17 protein-coding genes are annotated in these 18,939 nt (G+C 64.1%); 9 read left to right on the top strand and 8 right to left on the bottom strand.

Translation table 11 applies throughout. From position 1 onward, the window contains the following. The 4 genes from ABWW33_RS28625 to rpsL form a co-directional block, all read right to left on the bottom strand. On the bottom strand, positions 1-249 hold a 249-nt coding region (locus ABWW33_RS28625), incomplete at its 3' end, for a GTP-binding protein (protein WP_353403951.1). 70 nt (positions 250-319) lie between these two features. Beyond that, positions 320-2,425: an elongation factor G gene (gene fusA, locus ABWW33_RS28620; RefSeq protein WP_176655918.1), complete on the bottom strand. Its 2,106-nt coding sequence runs from the start codon at positions 2,423-2,425 to the stop codon at positions 320-322. Positions 2,426-2,539: 114 nt separating this feature from the next. Continuing rightward, a complete protein-coding gene (gene rpsG / locus ABWW33_RS28615) occupies positions 2,540-3,010 on the bottom strand; it encodes a 30S ribosomal protein S7 (protein WP_008444271.1) in 471 nt (156 codons plus the stop codon). Positions 3,011-3,158: 148 nt separating this feature from the next. Then, positions 3,159-3,542 (bottom strand): 30S ribosomal protein S12, encoded by a 384-nt coding sequence (gene rpsL, locus ABWW33_RS28610; protein ID WP_008444270.1) that lies wholly within the window; start codon positions 3,540-3,542, stop codon positions 3,159-3,161. Positions 3,543-3,843: 301 nt separating this feature from the next. Between rpsL and ABWW33_RS28605 the strand changes: the two genes are divergently transcribed. Continuing rightward, positions 3,844-5,796, top strand: coding sequence for a phosphoethanolamine transferase (locus ABWW33_RS28605; protein WP_510182396.1), 1,953 nt, complete (start codon positions 3,844-3,846; stop codon positions 5,794-5,796). Positions 5,797-5,803: 7 nt separating this feature from the next. On the opposite strand, the gene ABWW33_RS28600 is transcribed toward ABWW33_RS28605, so the two are convergent. Genes ABWW33_RS28600 through ABWW33_RS28585 form a run of 4 tightly spaced genes read right to left on the bottom strand, consistent with a single transcriptional unit; the run spans position 5,804 to position 9,733 of the window. Further along, complete coding sequence (locus ABWW33_RS28600; protein ID WP_353404812.1) at positions 5,804-6,268, bottom strand: DUF2269 family protein; 465 nt, start codon at positions 6,266-6,268, stop codon at positions 5,804-5,806. Continuing rightward, positions 6,268-7,533, bottom strand: a complete 1,266-nt coding sequence (locus ABWW33_RS28595) for an SDR family oxidoreductase (protein ID WP_353404811.1) — start codon at positions 7,531-7,533, stop codon at positions 6,268-6,270. The genes ABWW33_RS28600 and ABWW33_RS28595 overlap by 1 nt, the downstream gene beginning before the upstream one ends. Before the next feature lie 59 nt (positions 7,534-7,592). Continuing rightward, entirely contained in the window at positions 7,593-8,120 is a 528-nt protein-coding gene (locus tag ABWW33_RS28590; RefSeq protein ID WP_176655922.1) for a GbsR/MarR family transcriptional regulator, read from the bottom strand. A 56-nt stretch (positions 8,121-8,176) separates the two neighbouring features. Next, a complete protein-coding gene (locus tag ABWW33_RS28585; protein ID WP_353404810.1) occupies positions 8,177-9,733 on the bottom strand; it encodes a MutS-related protein in 1,557 nt (518 codons plus the stop codon). 197 nt (positions 9,734-9,930) lie between these two features. Here ABWW33_RS28585 and ABWW33_RS28580 point away from each other — a divergent pair, with 197 nt between their 5' ends. The 8 genes from ABWW33_RS28580 (at position 9,931) to ABWW33_RS28545 (ending at position 18,836) form a co-directional block, all read left to right on the top strand. Beyond that, positions 9,931-11,199, top strand: a complete 1,269-nt coding sequence (locus ABWW33_RS28580) for an efflux RND transporter periplasmic adaptor subunit (RefSeq protein WP_176655924.1) — start codon at positions 9,931-9,933, stop codon at positions 11,197-11,199. Positions 11,200-11,231: 32 nt separating this feature from the next. Next, positions 11,232-11,963, top strand: a complete 732-nt coding sequence (locus ABWW33_RS28575; RefSeq protein ID WP_353404809.1) for an ABC transporter ATP-binding protein — start codon at positions 11,232-11,234, stop codon at positions 11,961-11,963. A 10-nt stretch (positions 11,964-11,973) separates the two neighbouring features. Beyond that, positions 11,974-13,290, top strand: a complete 1,317-nt coding sequence (locus tag ABWW33_RS28570; protein ID WP_176655926.1) for an ABC transporter permease — start codon at positions 11,974-11,976, stop codon at positions 13,288-13,290. A 12-nt stretch (positions 13,291-13,302) separates the two neighbouring features. Continuing rightward, the gene (locus ABWW33_RS28565; RefSeq protein ID WP_353404808.1) at positions 13,303-14,538 is read left to right on the top strand and encodes an ABC transporter permease; all 1,236 of its coding nucleotides are present in this window, start codon (positions 13,303-13,305) and stop codon (positions 14,536-14,538) included. Between the two features lie 49 nt (positions 14,539-14,587). Beyond that, positions 14,588-15,928 (top strand): sigma-54-dependent transcriptional regulator, encoded by a 1,341-nt coding sequence (locus tag ABWW33_RS28560; RefSeq protein WP_353404807.1) that lies wholly within the window; start codon positions 14,588-14,590, stop codon positions 15,926-15,928. Then, positions 15,928-17,307, top strand: a complete 1,380-nt coding sequence (locus ABWW33_RS28555; protein WP_353404806.1) for a sensor histidine kinase — start codon at positions 15,928-15,930, stop codon at positions 17,305-17,307. Before ABWW33_RS28560 ends, ABWW33_RS28555 begins: the two co-directional genes overlap by 1 nt. A 183-nt stretch (positions 17,308-17,490) precedes the next feature. Beyond that, the gene (locus ABWW33_RS28550; RefSeq protein ID WP_353404805.1) at positions 17,491-18,000 is read left to right on the top strand and encodes an FxDxF family PEP-CTERM protein; all 510 of its coding nucleotides are present in this window, start codon (positions 17,491-17,493) and stop codon (positions 17,998-18,000) included. A 68-nt stretch (positions 18,001-18,068) separates the two neighbouring features. Next, a complete protein-coding gene (locus tag ABWW33_RS28545) occupies positions 18,069-18,836 on the top strand; it encodes a spermine/spermidine synthase domain-containing protein (RefSeq protein ID WP_353404803.1) in 768 nt (255 codons plus the stop codon). The last annotated feature ends 103 nt before the right edge of the window (positions 18,837-18,939 follow it).

The raw sequence follows: 18,939 nt of genomic DNA, 5'->3' as shown, positions 1-18,939 counted from the left end.
TGGGCAGTCAACGTGAGCGTAGTGACGGCCGGCGGTTTCGTACTCGACGTGCGCGGTGTTGATGGTGATGCCGCGTGCTTTTTCTTCTGGAGCAGCATCGATCTGGTCGTAGGCTTTAGCTTCGCCGCCGAATTTCTTCGACAGAACGGTCGCGATAGCAGCGGTCAGGGTGGTCTTGCCGTGGTCGACGTGGCCGATGGTGCCGACGTTGACGTGCGGCTTGGTCCGTTCGAATTTCTCTTTTGCCATTTTATTCTTCCTTAGAACAATGTTTTAAATATGCGGGCGGAGGATCTCCCCGCCCGCAAAAATACAAAAATTACTTAGCTTTAGCGGTAACGATCGCGTCGATAACGTGCTTAGGCGCTTCCGAGTAGTGCTTGAATTCCATCGTGTAGGTAGCACGACCTTGCGTTGCGGAACGCAGGGTGGTCGAGTAACCGAACATTTCCGACAGAGGCACTTCAGCTTTGATGATCTTGCCACCGCCGCCTGGGATCTCGTCCATGCCCTGCACCATGCCGCGGCGGGACGACAGGTCGCCCATCACGGTACCGGCGTAGTCTTCCGGCGTTTCCACTTCCACAGCCATCATCGGCTCCAGGATGACCGGGTTGGCTTTACGGCAGCCTTCCTTGAACGCCATCGAAGCGGCCATCTGGAACGCGTTTTCGTTCGAGTCCACATCGTGGTACGAACCGAAGAACAGCGTGACCTTGACGTCGACCACTGGGTAGCCGGCCAGAACGCCGGTGTTCAGGGTGCCGCGCACGCCTTTTTCCACCGCAGGGATGTATTCGCGAGGAACGGTACCGCCCTTGATCGCGTCAACGAATTCGAAGCCCTTGCCTGGTTCTTGCGGTTCGATCTTCAGCACCACGTGACCGTATTGACCACGACCACCCGACTGCTTGACGAACTTGCCTTCGGATTCTTCGCAGGTCTTGCGGATCGTTTCGCGGTAGGCAACCTGTGGCTTGCCGACGGTCGCTTCGACGCCGAATTCGCGCTTCATGCGGTCAACGATAATTTCCAGGTGCAGCTCGCCCATACCACCGATGATGGTCTGGCCCGACTCTTCGTCGGTCTTGACGCGGAACGAAGGATCTTCCTGAGCCAGACGGTTCAGTGCCAGACCCATTTTTTCCTGGTCAGCCTTGGTCTTCGGTTCCACAGCCTGCTGAATCACCGGCTCTGGGAAGATCATTTTTTCCAGGGTGATGATCGACGATGGATCGCACAGGGTTTCGCCGGTGGTCACGTCTTTCAGGCCCACTGCGGCGGCGATGTCGCCGGCGCGCACTTCTTTGATCTCTTCGCGCTGGTTGGCGTGCATCTGCAGAATACGACCCAGGCGCTCTTTACGGCCTTTGACCGAGTTGTACACGGTGTCGCCCGAGTTGATGGCGCCCGAGTACACGCGGAAGAAGGCCAGCTGGCCGACGAACGGGTCGGTCATGATCTTGAACGCCAGCGCCGAGAACTTCTCGTCGTCCGCAGGGCGGCGGGTGGTCGGCTGGTCGTCTTCGTCCGTGCCGGCGACGTCTTCGATGTCCAGCGGCGAAGGCAGGAACTCGATGACCGCGTCCAGCATGGCCTGTACGCCCTTGTTCTTGAAAGCGGTACCGCACATCATCGGCACGATTTCCGAAGCGATGGTGCGTTCGCGCAGCGCTTTCTTGATCTCGGCTTCGGACAGGTCGCCCTCTTCCAGGTACTTGTTCATCAGTTCTTCGGACGCTTCAGCAGCGACTTCAACCATCTTCTCGCGCCACTCGGCGGCCGATTCGGCCAGCTCCGCAGGGATATCGACGTAGTCGAACTTCATGCCTTGCGACGCGTCGTCCCACAGGATCGCCTTCATCTTGACCAGATCGATCACGCCCTTGAAGTTTTCTTCAGCGCCGATAGGGATCTGGATCAGGACCGGGTTCGCCTTCAGGCGAGCGCGCATCTGCTCGTAGACCTTGAAGAAGTTGGCGCCGGTACGGTCCATCTTGTTGACGAAGGCCAGGCGTGGCACTTTGTACTTGTTGGCCTGACGCCATACGGTTTCCGACTGCGGCTGCACGCCGCCGACTGCGCAGTAAACCATGCAAGCGCCATCGAGCACGCGCATCGAGCGTTCAACTTCAATGGTGAAGTCAACGTGGCCCGGGGTGTCGATGATGTTGATGTGGTGTTCTGGGAAGTTGTTGGCCATACCTTTCCAGAAGCAGGTCGTCGCTGCCGAGGTAATGGTAATGCCGCGCTCTTGTTCCTGCTCCATCCAGTCCATGGTGGCGGCGCCATCGTGAACTTCACCGATCTTGTGGTTCACGCCCGTGTAGAACAGAACGCGTTCGGTGGTGGTGGTCTTACCTGCATCGATGTGAGCGGAGATACCGATATTGCGGTAGCGCTCGATGGGGGTCTTGCGGGCCATAATTATTCCTAAATCTTTGAATGGACAAAACCGAGCGCCATTTTTGCTGACAAAAATGAGCCCGGCCTCGAACAACAGATAACAACCAGATCCCCAAGGACCTGGCCGATTTTATTAGAAGCGGAAGTGCGAGAACGCCTTGTTCGCTTCAGCCATACGGTGGACTTCGTCACGCTTCTTCATCGCACCGCCGCGGCCTTCAGCCGCTTCCATCAGCTCACCGCCGAGGCGTTGTGGCATGGATTTTTCGCTGCGCTTGTTGGCAGCTTCACGCAGCCAGCGCATGGACAGAGCCATACGACGCACTGGGCGCACTTCGACCGGCACCTGGTAGTTTGCACCACCGACGCGACGGGATTTAACTTCAACCAGCGGCTTGGCGTTGTTGATCGCGGTAGCGAACACTTCCAGCGGGTCTTTGCCGGATTTAGCGGCGATGTGCTCGAAGGCACCGTAGATGATGTTTTCTGCGACCGATTTTTTACCGGACAGCATCAGAACGTTCACGAACTTGGCGACATCCGTGTTACCGAATTTTGGATCCGGCAGAATTTCGCGCTTGGGTACTTCACGACGACGTGGCATATCAATTCCTTTCAATCTTCAGTTGAGGTGCGCAGATATGGGATTCGCACTCTCGCGGAGGGCCATCATAGCCATCCACTTACTCGACCACTACGGTCGATTACATTCACTTAGCTAGCTGCCACTGAGCGAAAACTTTTATTGCAGATTACTTCTTGGCTTGCTTGGCGCGCTTGGTACCGTACTTCGAGCGAGCTTGCTTACGGTCTTTAACGCCCTGGGTATCCAGTGCACCGCGAACCATGTGGTAACGAACACCCGGCAAGTCTTTTACACGACCGCCGCGCAGCAGAACCACGCTGTGCTCTTGCAGGTTGTGGCCTTCACCGCCGATGTACGAAATGACTTCGAAACCGTTGGTCAGACGCACTTTGGCGACTTTACGCAAAGCCGAGTTAGGCTTCTTAGGAGTGGTGGTGTACACACGGGTGCAAACACCACGCTTTTGCGGGCTGTTTTCCAGCGCCGGCGATTTGCTTTTCACGGTCAGAGCGACACGTGGATTGCGAATCAGTTGATTGATGGTTGGCATCGTTCTAAACCCAACTAAATTACAACGTTGATAACCCGGACGGATGTCCGGGGACTAAAACCTAGTCCCAATTGATTTCACGACGGAGGCGCAAACAGCCACTCGCAAGGAGCGGCCTGAAACAGCGTATACGATGTGCAGAATAAATTGAGAACTCGCGAGTATAGACGTGGTCGAAGCGCCAGTCAATCTATTTCGCGGCAGCATGCGGCCGGGACGGCCTGTAAAAACTCGCTGCAAGGTCAAGAAACACTTGATAATAGCAGACAATATCATTGTCTCCGTTTCTATGCGATCCCTGTTGCGCCCCGCCCCCCTGTTCGTCCTCGCAAGCTATCTGCTGCTGTCGCTGGTGCCCTGCGTGCCAATCTTGCTGGGAAGGCAAGTGCCGGGTCTGGCGCATATATTGGCGGTCGAACTGCTGGCCTGGGCCGCGGTGTGGGGCGTGCTGCAGCGCCCAGCCTGGTTCCACTGGCTGCTGATCCCCGCCTTCCTCGCGCTGCCGACCGAACTCTACCTGTTCATGTACTACGGCCAGGGCATCTCCACCCACCACCTGGGCATCATCGCCGAGACCAGCCCGCGGGAGGCGCTGGAATTCCTCGGCCGTAAAGTCTGGCTGATGGGGCTGGTGATGCTGCTGGTCGTGGCCTGGTGGATCGCCGTGCAGGTGGCGGCGCGGCGCAGCCCGATGCTGGCCTGGCGCGGCAAGAGCCGCTGGAGCGTGCTGCTTATATTGGTGGCGCTGGCCGGGCTGTGGATCTACGGCTGGGAATTCGGCGTGCGCGCCAGGCCTGCTGTCAAAGCGGCGGCGGCCAAGGCCGCCAGCGCCAAGCCGGCCGGTTCGGCGTTGGGCTCGGCCATCGGATCCGCGCTGAGTTCGGCGCTCAGCCATGTGGGCATCACCGCCCCGGCATCGGCCAGCGATGACGCCTCCGACGAGGAGGAAGAGGAGGACGCCGAAGAGGACAGCGCGCCCGAGCACGCCGCCATCCCCGGCGCCGGCCGCAGCGGCTGGAAGTGGTCGCCTATGCCGTGGTGGGCCCGCTCGCCGCTGGGCTTCGACGACTTCGCCTCGTCGTGGCCGTTCGGCCTGGCCGCGCGCGGCGTCGACTTCTACAAGGAGCGCGAATACCTGGCCGACCTGGGCCGGCGCAGCAGCAGCTTCACCTTCAAGGCGCACCAGCCGGAAAAGAACGACAGGCCGGAAATCGTCATCATGGTGATCGGCGAATCGTCTCGCTACGACCGCTGGGGCGTCAACGGCTACGAGCGCGACACCAACCCGCTGCTGAAGAAGGAGGCCAACTTGGTCACGCTGCCGGACGTCATCACGGCGGTGTCGGCGACACGGCTGTCGGTGCCGGTGATCATCTCGCGCAAGCCGGCAACGCAGAGTCTGAAGGATGGCTTCTCGGAAAAATCCTTCTTGACCGCCTACAAGGAAGCCGGCTTCAAGACCTGGTGGCTGTCGAACCAGATCTCGTTCGGCCAGTTCGACACGCCGGTGTCGGTGTTCGCCAAGGAGGCCGACGTGATCCAGTTCATGAACCTGGGCGGCTTCACCAACAACTCCAACTTCGACCAGATCCTGCTCGAGCCGCTGCAGCACGCGATCGCCGATCCATCGCCGAAAAAGCTGATCGTGCTGCACACCCTGGGCAACCACTGGAACTACAGCCAGCGCTATCCGAAGGAATTCGACAAATGGCAGCCGTCGCTGTTCGGCGTCGACAAACCGGTCTACACCGACACCAAGATCAAGCCGCAGCTCAACAACAGCTACGACAACTCCATCCTGTACACCGACTGGTTCCTGTCGCAGGTGATCGGCCAGTTGAAGGGCACGCAGCAGCTGGCGGCTATGGTCTACGTGGCCGACCACGGCCAGACGCTGTACGACAACAGCTGCAACCTCGCTTTCCACGGCCACAACACGCAGTACGAATTCCACGTGCCGGCGCTGGTCTGGTACTCGGACGAATACAAGGACCGCTATCCGGAGAAAGTGAAGCAGCTGATGCGCCACCGCAAGGCGCGGCTGGCCACGGAAAACATCTTCCACACGCTGCTGGACCTGGGCAACATCGAGTACCCCGACGAGCGGCTGGAATGGAGCTTCATCAACAAGCAGTTCAAACAGCACAAGCGCTACGTCGACAGCTACGGCTGGAGCAACTACGACAACGCCAGCTTCAAGGGCGACTGCCGCGAGGTGATCGACAAGGGCAAGCCGCTCAAGCAGGAGAAATAATCGGGGATCAGGCCGGCTTGTGCACCATCAGCCAGTAGACGATCAGCAGCGCGCCGAAAGCGGGGATGCCCAATGCGATCCAGATTTTTTCATGGCGCCAGTAGCGCGCCGGCAGCGGCTCGCCGGCCAGCGCGGCATGCGCCGCCATGTCGCGCATTTTCAATTGCAGCCAGACCACCGGCAGCCAGCAGATGCCCGCCAGCGCATACAGCGCCACCGACCAGACGATCCACCGGGATGTGAACGGGAAGCCGGCAAGATGGATCATCCACAAGCCCGACAGCGGCTGGATGATGATGGCCGGCGTGGTGAACCACCAGTCGGCCCTGGCCACCAGCCGCGTCACCACCGCCATCGCCTGCACGTTGCCGCTGCGGTTGGCGAAGAACATGTAGAACGCCGTGCCAAAGCCGGTGCCGAACATCAGCGTGGCCGACAGGATGTGCAGCCATTTGATCGCCAGGTAGTCCATTATCTGCTCGCTCTCCACATCAGCAACATCAACGCCAGCAAGGGCAGGTTCTTGCTCAGGGGCCCAAACGGATGCAGCCAGAAGCCGGGCAGGCACACGCTCATGATCGCCGTGTAGCCGCCCACCAGCGCCAGCTGCAGCGCCCACACCCAGCGGCGCGGATACAGCAACAACAGCACGCCGACCGCCGCGTCGGCCAGGCTGGCGGCCAGCAGCATCGGCTGCTGCGCACCCGCGGGCACGCCGCATGCCGCCAGCCACGCCATGCTGTCCGCGCGCGGCCAGCCGAACCAGGACACGTAGGCGGTGATCAGCCACAGCAAGGCCATCGCCGCCGTCACCAGCGGCGCGCCCCAGGTCCAGGCGGCGGCGATGCGCTGGTCGGGGCGAGCAAACCGCACGGGGTCGCGCAGCGGACGGCCCAGCAGCGCGGCGGCCGGTCCGGCGTCGGCGGTATTGCCGCCATCGGCGCTTTGCTCCAGCATCAGCAGCGATTCCGGCGTCAGCGCGCTGGAAGGAATCATGCCGGCGACGCGGGCGACCACGCGCGCGAGCGGCATCGGCAAATCCAGCACCAGCGCCGGCGCGGCCTGCATGCCGCTGCGCAGCGCGCCGAGGTAACCGGCCATCGTCGTCGCGCGCGGCCCCACCACCGCCAGCTCGCGCGGCACGCCGCCCTCCGCCAGCACCAGCCTGACCAACACCGCCGCCAGGTCGTCGACGTGGATCGCCTGTACCTTGGCGCCGTGCGCCATCGGCATCATCAGCACCGGCAAGGTCGCCAGCATGCGGAACATCACGCTGCTGGCGCCATCCTCGCCATACACCAGCGACGGCCGGATGATGGTGACGCTGAGCCGGCGCGCCAGCAGGTCGGCTTCGGCCGCGCCCTTGCTGCGCCAGTAGCCGGTGGTGGCGTCCGGATGGCTGCCCAGCGCGGACACCTGCACCACGCGACGCACGCCGAGGCGCTCGCAGGCCGCGAACACGGCCACCGGCGCGGCGCGGTGCAGACGATCGAAATCGCCGTCGCGCGCTTCGCGGATAATGCCGACGCAGTTGACCACCGCATCCACGCCGGACAGCAGCGGCAGCCAGTCGCTCTCGCTGGTCATGCGGCCGAAATCGACCTCGATCCAGTCCTGCGCACGCTCGTCCGCCGGACGGCGGCGGCTGGCGCCGACCACGTCGCAGCCCGCCGCGCGCAAGGCACGCAAGGCGTGGCTGCCGATCAGTCCCGTCGCCCCAAGTATCAGCACTTTCATACCGTCTCCGTCTGTTATTTCTGTAAAAACAGAAATTAATGCTCAAAAAAATACAGCTTTTAATCCCCGCCCAGCAGCCGGGCCACCTTGCCGCCCATCTTCAGGAAGCGCTGCATGGTGGCCGGCGGCAGGTGCTTGTAATCGCCGTAGGTCGCGGTCAGCATTTCGAGGAAGTCCAGCACCTGCTCCATCTTGACCTTGGTGGCCTGCTCCAGCGCCGGATCGCCCTCGGCTTCCAGCGCGCACTCGCGCAGCACGGTCAGCGTCGGATCGATCTCGCGCTTCTTGCGCTCCTCGACGATGACGCGGAAGATCTCCCATACATCCTGCAGCGCGACGAAGTGGTCGCGGCGGTCGCCGGCCATATGCGTGATGCGCACCAGGCCCCAGCTTTGCAATTCCTTCAGGCTGTTGCTGACGTTGGAGCGCGCCACGTTCAGCGTGTCGGCGATTTCCTCGGCCGGCAGCGGGCGGTTCGACAGGAACAGCAGCGCGTGGATCTGCGCCACCGTGCGGTTGACACCCCAGCGCGTGCCCATCTCTCCCCAATGCAGGATGTATTTCTGGATGGTCGGTGCGAGCGTCATGGGCAATTCCTTTATTTCTGTCGTTACAGAAATAATAGAACTCCCAACGCCGGAAGTCAAAGACTATTTCGGACGTCTTCGCAATCGGCCGGATGCGCCATGTAGTCGCTCAGCCAGTCGAACACGCGGTTGGCCTTGGCCGATATGGCGTCGTCGAAGCCTCGGGTCCCGAGCAAGGCGATGCCGTTGGTCTCGCGCAGCACGCCGGGCGACAGCTGCAGGCGTCCGTCCACGCGGCTGACGCACCACGGCGCCAGCCGGTCTTCCAGCAGCGGCGCCAGCACCAGGTTGTGCGACGACACGATCACCGTGCCGCGCTCGGCCAGCGTGTGCAGCACCGCCGCCGCCGCCGATATCGATTCGAGGTGGTTGGTGCCGCGGAAAATCTCGTCGATGATGAACACCGCCGGTCCGCGCGCGGCCAGCGCCAGCAGCTCCTGCGCGCGGCGCAGTTCGGCGATGTAAAGACTCTCGCCGCCTTCCAGCGTGTCCTCGCCCTGCATGCTCGAATACACGGGCAGCATGGTCGCCGTGGCCGTGTCGGCATAGCAGAAGCCGAACGCGCGGGCGACGATCAGGTTCAGGCCGACCGTGCGCAGCAAGGTGCTCTTGCCGATGCCGTTCTGGCCGGAGATGAAGGCGCCCCGCTCGCGCGGCGCGAACGACAGCGGCGCCGCCTCCGCCAGCAGCGGATGCACAACCTGCGTCAACGCGACGCTGTCGCCGCGCTCGGCCCAGCAATAACGCGGCGTACCGGCAAGGTGCCGCGCCAGCGCCAGATCGGCCTCCAGCGTCGCGACGCGCGCAAAGCTGGAGCGCAGGAAGTCCGCCTGCGCGCGCACCACCTCCCGGCTGTTGAAGTAGTGACGGATATTCAGCAGCCAAAGCCAGTCGCCGTATTCACGCATGCCGGCCATGCCGGTCAGCGGCGAGCGCGCCAGGCTTCGGTTGATCTTGCCGGCACGCGCCGCGTCTTCGCTGAAGGCCGCGGTCGAAGACAAGCCGGATTCGGCCAGCAGCGTATGGGCGCGCAGCATCTGCTGCAGCGTCTCCAGTATGCGGCGCCATTCTTCGGCCGCTTCGTGAAACCGCACCTGCACCAGCGACAGCGCCAGCCATAATCCCAGCGCGACGCCCCACAGCGGCATGAAACCGGTCACCAGCGCCAGCGCCACCGACAGCAGGAAGGCCATCGGCATCCAGGGCAGCAAAGCGGTCCAGCGCGGGGCGGCCGCCATGGCGCGGCCGAACAGGGTGGCGCTGATCTCGCGATCGCTGCGGCGCAGGCCGCCGCAGGCCGCCTGCAGCTGCAGCCGTTGTCCGGCATCCCCGGCCAGTGTCCGCACGCGGACGGCGGACGCGGCGCCGTCCTCCCCCGCCTGCAAGCGGCGATGCAGCTCCTGCTGGCCGAAGATGCTGGTCTCGCGCGCCAGGTGGGCGCTGTATTGCGGCAGCAGCATATCGTCCCAGGTCTGCGCATCGATCGCGCCGGACTCGCCGTGCAGCGTGCGCTGGTACAGCGCGACATCGCTGGGGACGAACGGGTAATCGGCTATCGCCGCGTCATCGGCGGCAGGCGAAAGGAAGCGGGACAAACGGGAGATCAGGGTCATGGCGGGCCAGATGAACGGGACATCCCGGCATATGGCCCCGGATATCAAACTATCAAGTCCGGACGGACGCGCAGCGGACAAAGCGGACACCCATCGGACAGCGGACAGCTGCCTCAATTTCCTTTTAAATCAGCTACTTAAGAAGTGGCACGCTTCCTGCATAAAGTTGCCTGTCTTTTCACACTACCCAGCCAACCATGATACGTGACACCTCCAATCAAGACGCCGTCATCGCCCCGCCCAAAGGACAGGCAACCCGACGCCGCCTCGTCATCGCCGCCGGCGCCGTCGCCTTGCTGGCCGCGGCCTATGGCCTGGTGCACACCTGGCGCGGCAGCGACCACTCGGTCAACATCTCGCGCCTGCGCATCGCCGAAGTGGGACGCGGCACCTTGATACGCGACGCCGCCGTCAACGGCCGCATCGTCGCCGCCATCAGCCCGACGCTGTATTCGGCCTCGCCCGCCACCGTGACCCTGAAGGCGGCCGCCGGCGACACCGTCAAGAAAGGCGACGTGCTCGCCGTGCTGGAATCGCCCGACCTGACCGACGCGCTCAAGCGCGAGCAATCGAGCTACCTGCAGCTGGAAGCGGAAGTGGCGCGCCAGCAGATCCTGGCCCGCAAACAAAAGCTGCTGGCCCGGCGCGACGCCGACACCGCCGAAATCGACCGCCTGTCCGCGCTGCGCACGCTGGAGCGCTACAACGCCGTGTCCAACGAAGGCATCATCGCCAAGATCGAATACCAGAAAGCCAAGGACGCGCTGAACTCGGCCGAGATCCGCGCCAAGCACGCCGGCCAGGCGGCCGAGCTGGAAAGCGACAACGTCGCGCTGGAGCTGAAGACCAAGATCAATGAGCTGGACCGCCAGCGCCTGTCGCTGGCCAACGCCCAGCGCCGCGTCGACGAGCTGACCGTGCGCGCGCCGGTCGACGGCTTCATCGGCACGCTGTCGGTGGCCAACCGCAGCGTGGTGCCGGCCAATACGCCTTTGATGACATTGGTCGACCTGTCGCGCCTCGAAGTCGAGCTGGAAGTACCGGAGACCTATGTGTCCGACATCGGCCTGGGCATGAACGCGGAAGTGAACTTCGGCACCGGCACCGCCACCGCCAAGCTGTCGGCGCTGTCGCCGGAAGTGGTGAAGAACCAGGTGCTGGCGCGCGTGCGCTTCGCCGGCCAGCAGCCGCCCGGCCTGCGCCAGAACCAGCGCGTCACCGCGCGCCTGCTGATCGACGAAAAACCCAACACGCTGATGATCCAGCGCGGCCCGTTCGTGGAATCCGAAGGCGGCCGCTTCGCTTACGTAGTACGGGACGGCATCGCCATCCGCACCCCGATCAAGATGGGCGCCACCAGCGTCTCCGCGGTGGAGATCCTGAGCGGTCTGAAACAGGGCGACAAGGTCGTCATCTCCGGTACCGAGACGTTCGAGAACGCCGAGCGCGTCTCGATCAACCAATAATCCAACGTACATCCCAAGCAAAGAGGCCCTCCATGCTGCGCATGCAAAACCTGAGCAAAGTCTATCGTACCCACATGATCGAAACCCACGCGCTGCGCGGCTTCGAGATCAACGTCAAGCAGGGCGAGTTCGTCACCGTGACCGGCCCTTCCGGCTCCGGCAAGACCAGCTTCCTCAACATCGCCGGCCTGCTTGAAGAATTCACCGGCGGCGAGTACATCCTCGACGGCATCAACGTCAAGGGCATGGACGACAACGCCCGCTCGCGCCTGCGCAATGAAAAGCTGGGCTTCATCTTCCAGGGCTTCAACCTGATTCCCGACCTGTCGCTGTTCGACAACGTCGACGTGCCGCTGCGCTATCGCGGCTTCAACGCGGCCGAGCGCAAGGAGCGCATCGAGGACGCCTTGTCCAAGGTCGGCCTGGCCTCGCGCATGAAGCACTACCCGGCCGAACTGTCCGGTGGCCAGCAGCAGCGCGTGGCGATCGCGCGCGCGCTGGCCGGCTCGCCGAAGCTGCTGCTGGCCGACGAACCGACCGGCAACCTCGATACGCAAATGGCGCGCGGCGTGATGGAGCTGCTGGAAGAGATCAACGCCCAGGGCACGACGATCCTGATGGTGACCCACGATCCCGAACTGGCGGTGCGCTCGCAGCGCAACGTCCACATCATCGACGGCCAGGTGTCGGACCTGGTGCGCAAGGCGCCTTCCTTGTTCGACGCCAACGCCCACGCCGCCGACGGCAAATCCCATGTCGCTTAAGGAGCGCAGCATGTTCCAATACTACTTCCTGCTGGGCCTGCGCAGCCTGCGTCGCAACCCGGCCCTGACCGCGCTGATGGTGCTGACCCTGGCCGTCGGCGTGGCCGCCAGCGTGGCCACGCTGACCATCCTGCACGTAATGTCCGGCGACCCGATCCCGGACAAGAGCGCGCGCCTGTTCGTGCCGCTGGTCGACAACGGCCCGACCGAAGGCTACAAGCCGGGCGACGAGCCGAACGACCGCCAGCTCAGCTACCGCGACGCGGTCAACCTGATGAACAGCAAGATCGGCGAGCGCCGCACCGCGATATACGGCATCGGCGTGCCGGTCGAGCCGCAGCGCAAGGACATCGGTGTGTTCACCGCGCGCGGCCTGGCGCCGTACGGCGATTTCTTCAACATGTTCGAGGCGCCCTTCCTGCACGGCCAGGGCTGGAGCCCGGCCGACGACAAGGCCGGCGCCGACGTCGTCGTGTTGAGCCGCAAGCTGTCCGAAAAACTGTACGGCGACACCGATCCGGTGGGCCAGCGCATGACCCTGGCCGGCATGCAGTACCAGATCGTCGGCGTGCTCGACACCTGGAACGTGGTGCCGCGCTTCCACCGCATCATCGGCAGCAACGACGGCGCCTTCAGCGAGGAGGATGAACTGTTCATCCCCTTCACCAGCGCCATCCGCCACGAAATGCAGCGCAACGGCAGCACCAGCTGCTCCGTCGACGTCGGCCCCGGCTTCCAGGCCTTCATCGATTCCGAATGCACCTGGATCCAGGGCTGGATCGAGATGCGCAGCAGCGCCGACCGCGGCGAGCTGCAAAGCTTCCTCGACAGCTACGCCATCGAGCAGCGCAAGCTGGGCCGCCTGAAGCGCAACGCGGCCAACAAGCTGTATGACGTGCGCGAATGGCTGGACTACATGAAGGTGGTCGGCAACGACAACAAGCTGTCGGCCTGGCTGGCGTTCGGCTTCCTGGTCCTGTGCCTGGTCAACACCATCGGCCTGCTGCTGGCCAAGTTCTCGGTGCGCGCCGCCGAAGTGGGCATCCGCCGCGCGCTGGGCGCCTCGCGCCGCGAGATCTTCAACCAGTTCCTGATCGAGACCACGGTGGTCGGCCTGGTCGGCGGCTTCCTGGGCCTGGTGCTGGCCTTCGGCGCGCTGGCGCTGATCGCGATGCAGTCGAAGGCGCTGACGGTGGTCGCGCACATGGACTGGATCATGCTGCTGACGACCTTCGCGATGGCCGTGCTGTCGGCCGTGCTGGCCGGCCTGCTGCCTACCTGGCGCGCCTGCCAGGTCACGCCGGCGCTGCAACTCAAATCACAATAAGGGAGCCGCATCATGGAAATCCGCCCTATTCTCTCCGCGCTGCTGCGCAATAAAACCGGCCCGATACTGGTCGCCGTGCAGGTCGCCCTGAGCCTGGCGATCCTGGCCAACGCGCTGCACATCGTGCAGGTGCGCCAGGCGGTGTCGGCCCGCACCAGCGGCATCGCCAACGAGCAGGACGTGTTCGCCCTGCAGATCCGCCACCTGAAGAACGGCAGCCACCAGGACAAGCTGGCGGTGCAGTACCGCGAAACCGCGCTGTTGCGCGCAGTGCCCGGCGTGATGTCGGTCGCCGGCACCTCGCAGATGCCGCTGTCCCGCTCGGGCAACTACACCGGCCTGGCGGTCGACCGCAAGCAGGTCAAGTCGACCGCGCAATCGACCACCTATTTCGGCGCAGATTCGCTGGTCAAGACCTGGGGCCTGCAGGTGGTCGAGGGACGCGATTTCATGCCCAACGAGATCCCGGAAATCGACCAGAACACCAGCGACGAATTCCCCAAGGTGATCATGATCACCCGCAAGCTGGGCGAAAAAATGTGGCCGGGACAGAGCAGCTTCGTCGGCAAGACCATCTACTTCGGCACCGGTGAAAAGGCCAAGGACGCGCGCATAGTCGGCGTGGTCGAAAAACTGCAGACGCCGAGCGCCCAGATCGACGAAACCGGCGAGTTCTCGTCGCTGGTGCCGGTGCGCCTGACCGGCGACGACGCCGACAACTACACGCTGCGCGCCGAACCGGGCCAGCTGGACCGCGTCATCAAGGAAGCCGAGGCGGCGGTGCGCGCGGCCTCGCCGACGCCGGTGGTCATCCGGACCCGCAGCATGAATGAAATGCGCACCAACCGCTACCGCGCCGACAACGCGCTGGCGTGGATGCTGGTGACGGTCAGCGTGCTGCTGCTCTTGATCACCTCGAGCGGCATCGTCGGCATGGCCAGCCTGTGGGTCACGCAGCGGCGCAAGCAGATCGGCGTGCGCCGCGCCCTGGGCGCGCGCCGGGTCGACATCCTGCGCTACTTCGTCACCGAGAACATCATGATCACCAGCGTCGGCGTGGCGGCCGGCGTGCTGCTGGCGCTGGGCCTGAACCAGCTGCTGGTCAGCCAGCTGGAAATGGCGCGCCTGCCGGCCGGCTACCTGCTGGCAGGCGCCGGCGTGTTCTGGGCGCTGGGCATCGCCGCCGTGTACGGCCCGGCATGGCGCGCCGCCACCATCTCGCCGGCGACTGCCACCCGCAGCGCCTGACACCATGTTTGCAGCACCCGGCATGCCGCGACAATGTTATGCTTGCGGCATGCCTACCGTACTGATTATTGACGACAACTCCGCCGTCGCCATCGCCCTCGAAGTGCTGTTTTCGCTGCACGACATCGACGCGCTGCGCGCCGCCTCGCCCGAGGCCGGCCTGGCGCTGCTCAAACGGCACAACGTCGACCTGGTGATCCAGGACATGAACTTCAGCGCCGACACCACTTCCGGCGAGGAGGGCACGGCGCTGTTCCGCGCCATCCGCGAACAGCACCCGGACCTGCCGGTGATCCTGCTGACCGCCTGGACCCACCTGGACGCGGCGGTCGACCTGGTCAAGGCCGGCGCCGCCGACTACCTGGCCAAGCCGTGGGACGACAACCGCCTGATCGCCACCGTCAACAACCTGATCGAGCTGGGCCAGGCCAAGCGCGCCTTGCAGCAGCGCCTGCAGACCGAGCTGCGCCAGCGCCGCGAGCTCGAACGCGGCTACGATCTGCGCGGCATGGTGTGGCAGGATCCGGCCACCGAGCGCGTGGTGCACCTGGCCTGCCAGGTGGCGCGCGCCGACGTCCCGGTGCTGATCTCCGGCCCCAACGGCACCGGCAAGGAACGCATCGCTGAAATCATCCAGGCCAATTCCTCGGTGCGCGACGGCCCCTTCGTCGTGCTCAACTGCGGCGCGCTGCCGGCCGAGCTGATCGAGGCCGAGCTGTTCGGCGCCGACGCCGGCGCCTACACCGGCGCCTCCAAGGCGCGCGAAGGCAAGTTCGAGGCGGCCGACGGCGGCACGCTGTTCCTCGACGAAATCGGCAACCTGCCGCTGGCGGGACAAATGAAACTGCTGCGGGTGCTGGAAACGGGCCGCTTCGAACGGCTGGGCTCCAACCGCGAGCGCCAGGTGAAGGTGCGCGTGGTCAGCGCCACCAACGCCGACCTGCAGGCGATGATACGGGCCGGCAGCTTCCGCGAAGACCTGTTCTACCGCCTCAACGTAATCGAGCTGCGGCTGCCGCCGCTGGCCGGCCGTCCGGCCGACATCCTGCCACTGGCGCGCCACTTCCTCGGCGCCGGCAAGGAATTGCACCCGTCGGCGCAGGCGGCGCTGCTGGCCCATCCGTGGCCCGGCAATGTGCGCGAGCTGAAAAACATCATGGCGCGCGCCGGCTTGCTGGCCTCCGGCGACGTCATCAAGGTCGGCGACCTCGGCCTGCCGGCGGCCGCGGCCATCGCCATGGAGGACGGCGTGCGCGAACCCGACCGCGACGCCATCGGCCTGGCGCTGAGCCGCGCCGGCGGCGTGGTGGCGCAGGCGGCGGCCGAGCTGGGCCTGTCGCGCCAGGCGCTGTACCGGCGCATGGAACGGCTGGGCATCGCCCGCTCCTGATGGACCAGCACAACGCCTCGGCGCGCGGCAAGGGCACGCGGCTTTCGCTGCTGACGCGCTGGACGGCGATGGTCGGCACCCTGCTGACGGTCGGCATCCTGATCGCGCTGACCCTGACCCACTTCTTCCCCGACCATCCCGGCATGGTGCTGGCCGTGTGCCTGCTGTGCGTGCTGCCGATCTCCATCATCACCATCCGCGCGCAGCTGGAATACATGCTGTCCTTGTTCCGCGCGCTGACCGGCACCGTCACCAGCTACAAGGACGGCGATTTCTCGTTCAGCCTGCACTGGCCGCAAAACGACGAGCTCAGCGACCTGGTGGCCGCCCACAACGCGCTGGGCAACGTGCTGCGCCAGCAGCGGCTGGACCTGGTGCAGCGCGAACTGCTGCTCGACACCATGGTGCAGAACACGCCGGTGGCGATGCTGCTGGTGAACGAGGCCGGTCCCATCGTCTACGCCAACATCGCCGCGCGCCAGCTGCTCAACCAGGGCCGCAAGCTGGAAGGCCACCGGCTGGACGATGTGCTCAGCCACGCCGCGCCGGCGCTGGTGGAGGCGATGGCGCGCGGCGGCGACGGCCTGTTCACCACCAAGCAAGCAGGCGACGGCGACAAAGAAGCGATCGACGAGGAAGAGGTGTACCACCTGGCGCGGCGCAGCTTCAACCTCAACGGCCGCAAGCACGAGCTGCTGCTGCTGCGCCAGCTGACCATGGAGCTGCGCCGGCAGGAAGTGCAGACCTGGAAAAAAGTCATCCGCGTGATCAGCCATGAACTGAACAATTCCCTGGCGCCGCTGACCTCGCTGGCACACTCCGGCGCCGAGCTGGTGCGGCGCGGCCAGACCGAGCGGCTGCCGCAAATCCTCGCCACCATCGAGGAACGCACGCGCCACCTGGAAAGCTTTATCCTCGGCTACGCCCGCTTCGCCAAGCTGCCGACGCCGCGGCTCGAGCTGCACACCTGGCCGGAGTTCCTGGCGCAGCTGTCGGCGCAGGTGGACTTCACGATCAGCGGCGAGCCGCCGGCCGAAGCCTGCGCCTTCGATCCGTCCCAGCTGGAGCAGGCGCTGCTGAACCTGCTGAAGAACGCCCACGAATCCGGCTCGCCGGCCGGCGACGTCAGCCTGGAAGTACGGCGGCTGCACGGCGCGGTGCGCATCGACGTCCAGGATCGCGGCCCGGGCATGAGCGACACGGTGCTGACCAACGCGCTGGTGCCCTTCTATTCCACCAAGCGCAGCGGCACCGGCCTGGGCCTGGCGCTGGCACGCGAAATCGCCGAGGCGCACGGCGGCCGCATCACGCTGGCCAACCGCGACGGCGGCGGCCTGACCGTGACCTTGATCTTGCCGGTGTCGTCCGCCAACAACTAAGTCGCCTTGCATCAAGAGAAATGAATTTTAGAATTTATGCAAGGAAATTGAATTTTGGCAATTCCAGTACTGCTCAGCCCGTTCGATAGCATTTAGTTATGATAATTAGCTACATGATAAGAAAATAGCAAATGGACACCCGGCAACCGAAAAGGTACTTTGGGTCTTCTTTTGGGGAAAACTATGAAATTAAAATCAATCTTATTCGCGGCCATGCTGGCCGCAGGGTCGCTCGGCGCAGCGCATGCGGCCACGGACAACTGGACGGCACCGGTGGTGGCGCTCAACGGTGGGCCGATGGAATGGTCGATCGACTTCGGCCATACGCACACGGTGACGGGAACCTTCACCGATACTTACACGTTCACTTACTCCGGCCTGCCCAGCACCGCTTACGGCTTCTTCCTCAACATCAAGAATCCGGTCGGCGACATCAACTTCAACTGGGCCAAGCTGGACGGCACGACGATTCCGGCTGCCAACTTCGGTCCGCTGTCGGGTTCCGCCTTCTTCAACGTACCGGTTTCCGGCACAATCGAACTGCTCATCAAGGGCAAGACCCTCGACGCACCGGCTTCGTACAGCGGTACGCTGAGCGTGCTGACGGCCGTGCCGGAGCCTGCCACCTACGGCATGATGCTGGGTGGCCTGGCGCTGCTGGGCGTGGTCGCGCGCCGCCGCAAACAGTCCTGACCGCTCCGGCGCTCACCCTGAAAAGACGCTGCGGCGTCTTTTTTTTCGCCGGCTGGTAAACTGGCGCCATGTCCGCAAAAACTCCAACCCGCTACGACCAGCCCGGCCACCCTCCCGCCACCATCACCGAATACCAGGGCGTGCGCAGCCTGCACCTCGGCACCTCCTGGGTGCAGGGCGCGATGCGCATCGCCAAGCCCGACAACATCGAGCTCGAGTACGTGCAGATGATGATGATGTGGCTGCTCTTCAACGACAACCCAAGGCACGTCGTCCAGCTCGGCCTGGGCAGCGCCGCGCTGACCAAGTTCTGCTACCGCCGCCTGCCCGGCGCGCGCGTCACGGCCGTCGAGCTCAATCCCAACGTGATCGCCATGTGCCGCGCGCAGTTCGCGCTGCCGTCCGACGACGAGCGCCTCAGTGTGCGGGAAATGAACGCCATGGATTTCGTACTCGATCCAGCCAACCGCAACACGGTCGACGTGCTGCAGGTGGACCTGTACGACGAGGAGGCGCGCGGCCCGGTGCTGGACTCGCCCGAGTTCTACCAGGCCTGCTTCGACTGCCTGCGTGACGGCGGCATCATGACCACCAACGTGTTCGGCGATTTTTCCAACTACGACAAGAACCTGCAGGCAATGGAACTGGTGTTCGACGCCGTGGTCTGGCTGCCGGAGGTCCACGACGCCAACATCGTCGTGATCGCGTTCAAGCAGTCGCCGGTGCTGGATTTCAGCGTGCTGTACGAGCGCGCCGGCGCCATCAAGAAAAGCCTGAACCTGCCGGCCAAGGCCTGGGTCAACGGCCTCAAGGGCTGGATGCTGGACCAGCAATAAACTGGCCATAGTGATGCGTGCGCACCACACTTTTGCACCCTTATGCAGCAAGATTGATACCGACGGTTGGTCAGATTACGGTACATTCGGATACAAAGCACGC

This window comes from Duganella hordei (assembly GCF_040369125.1).
Taxonomy (GTDB): Bacteria; Pseudomonadota; Gammaproteobacteria; order Burkholderiales; family Burkholderiaceae_D; genus Rugamonas; species Rugamonas hordei.
This window is presented reverse-complemented; position numbering and strand designations above follow the sequence as displayed.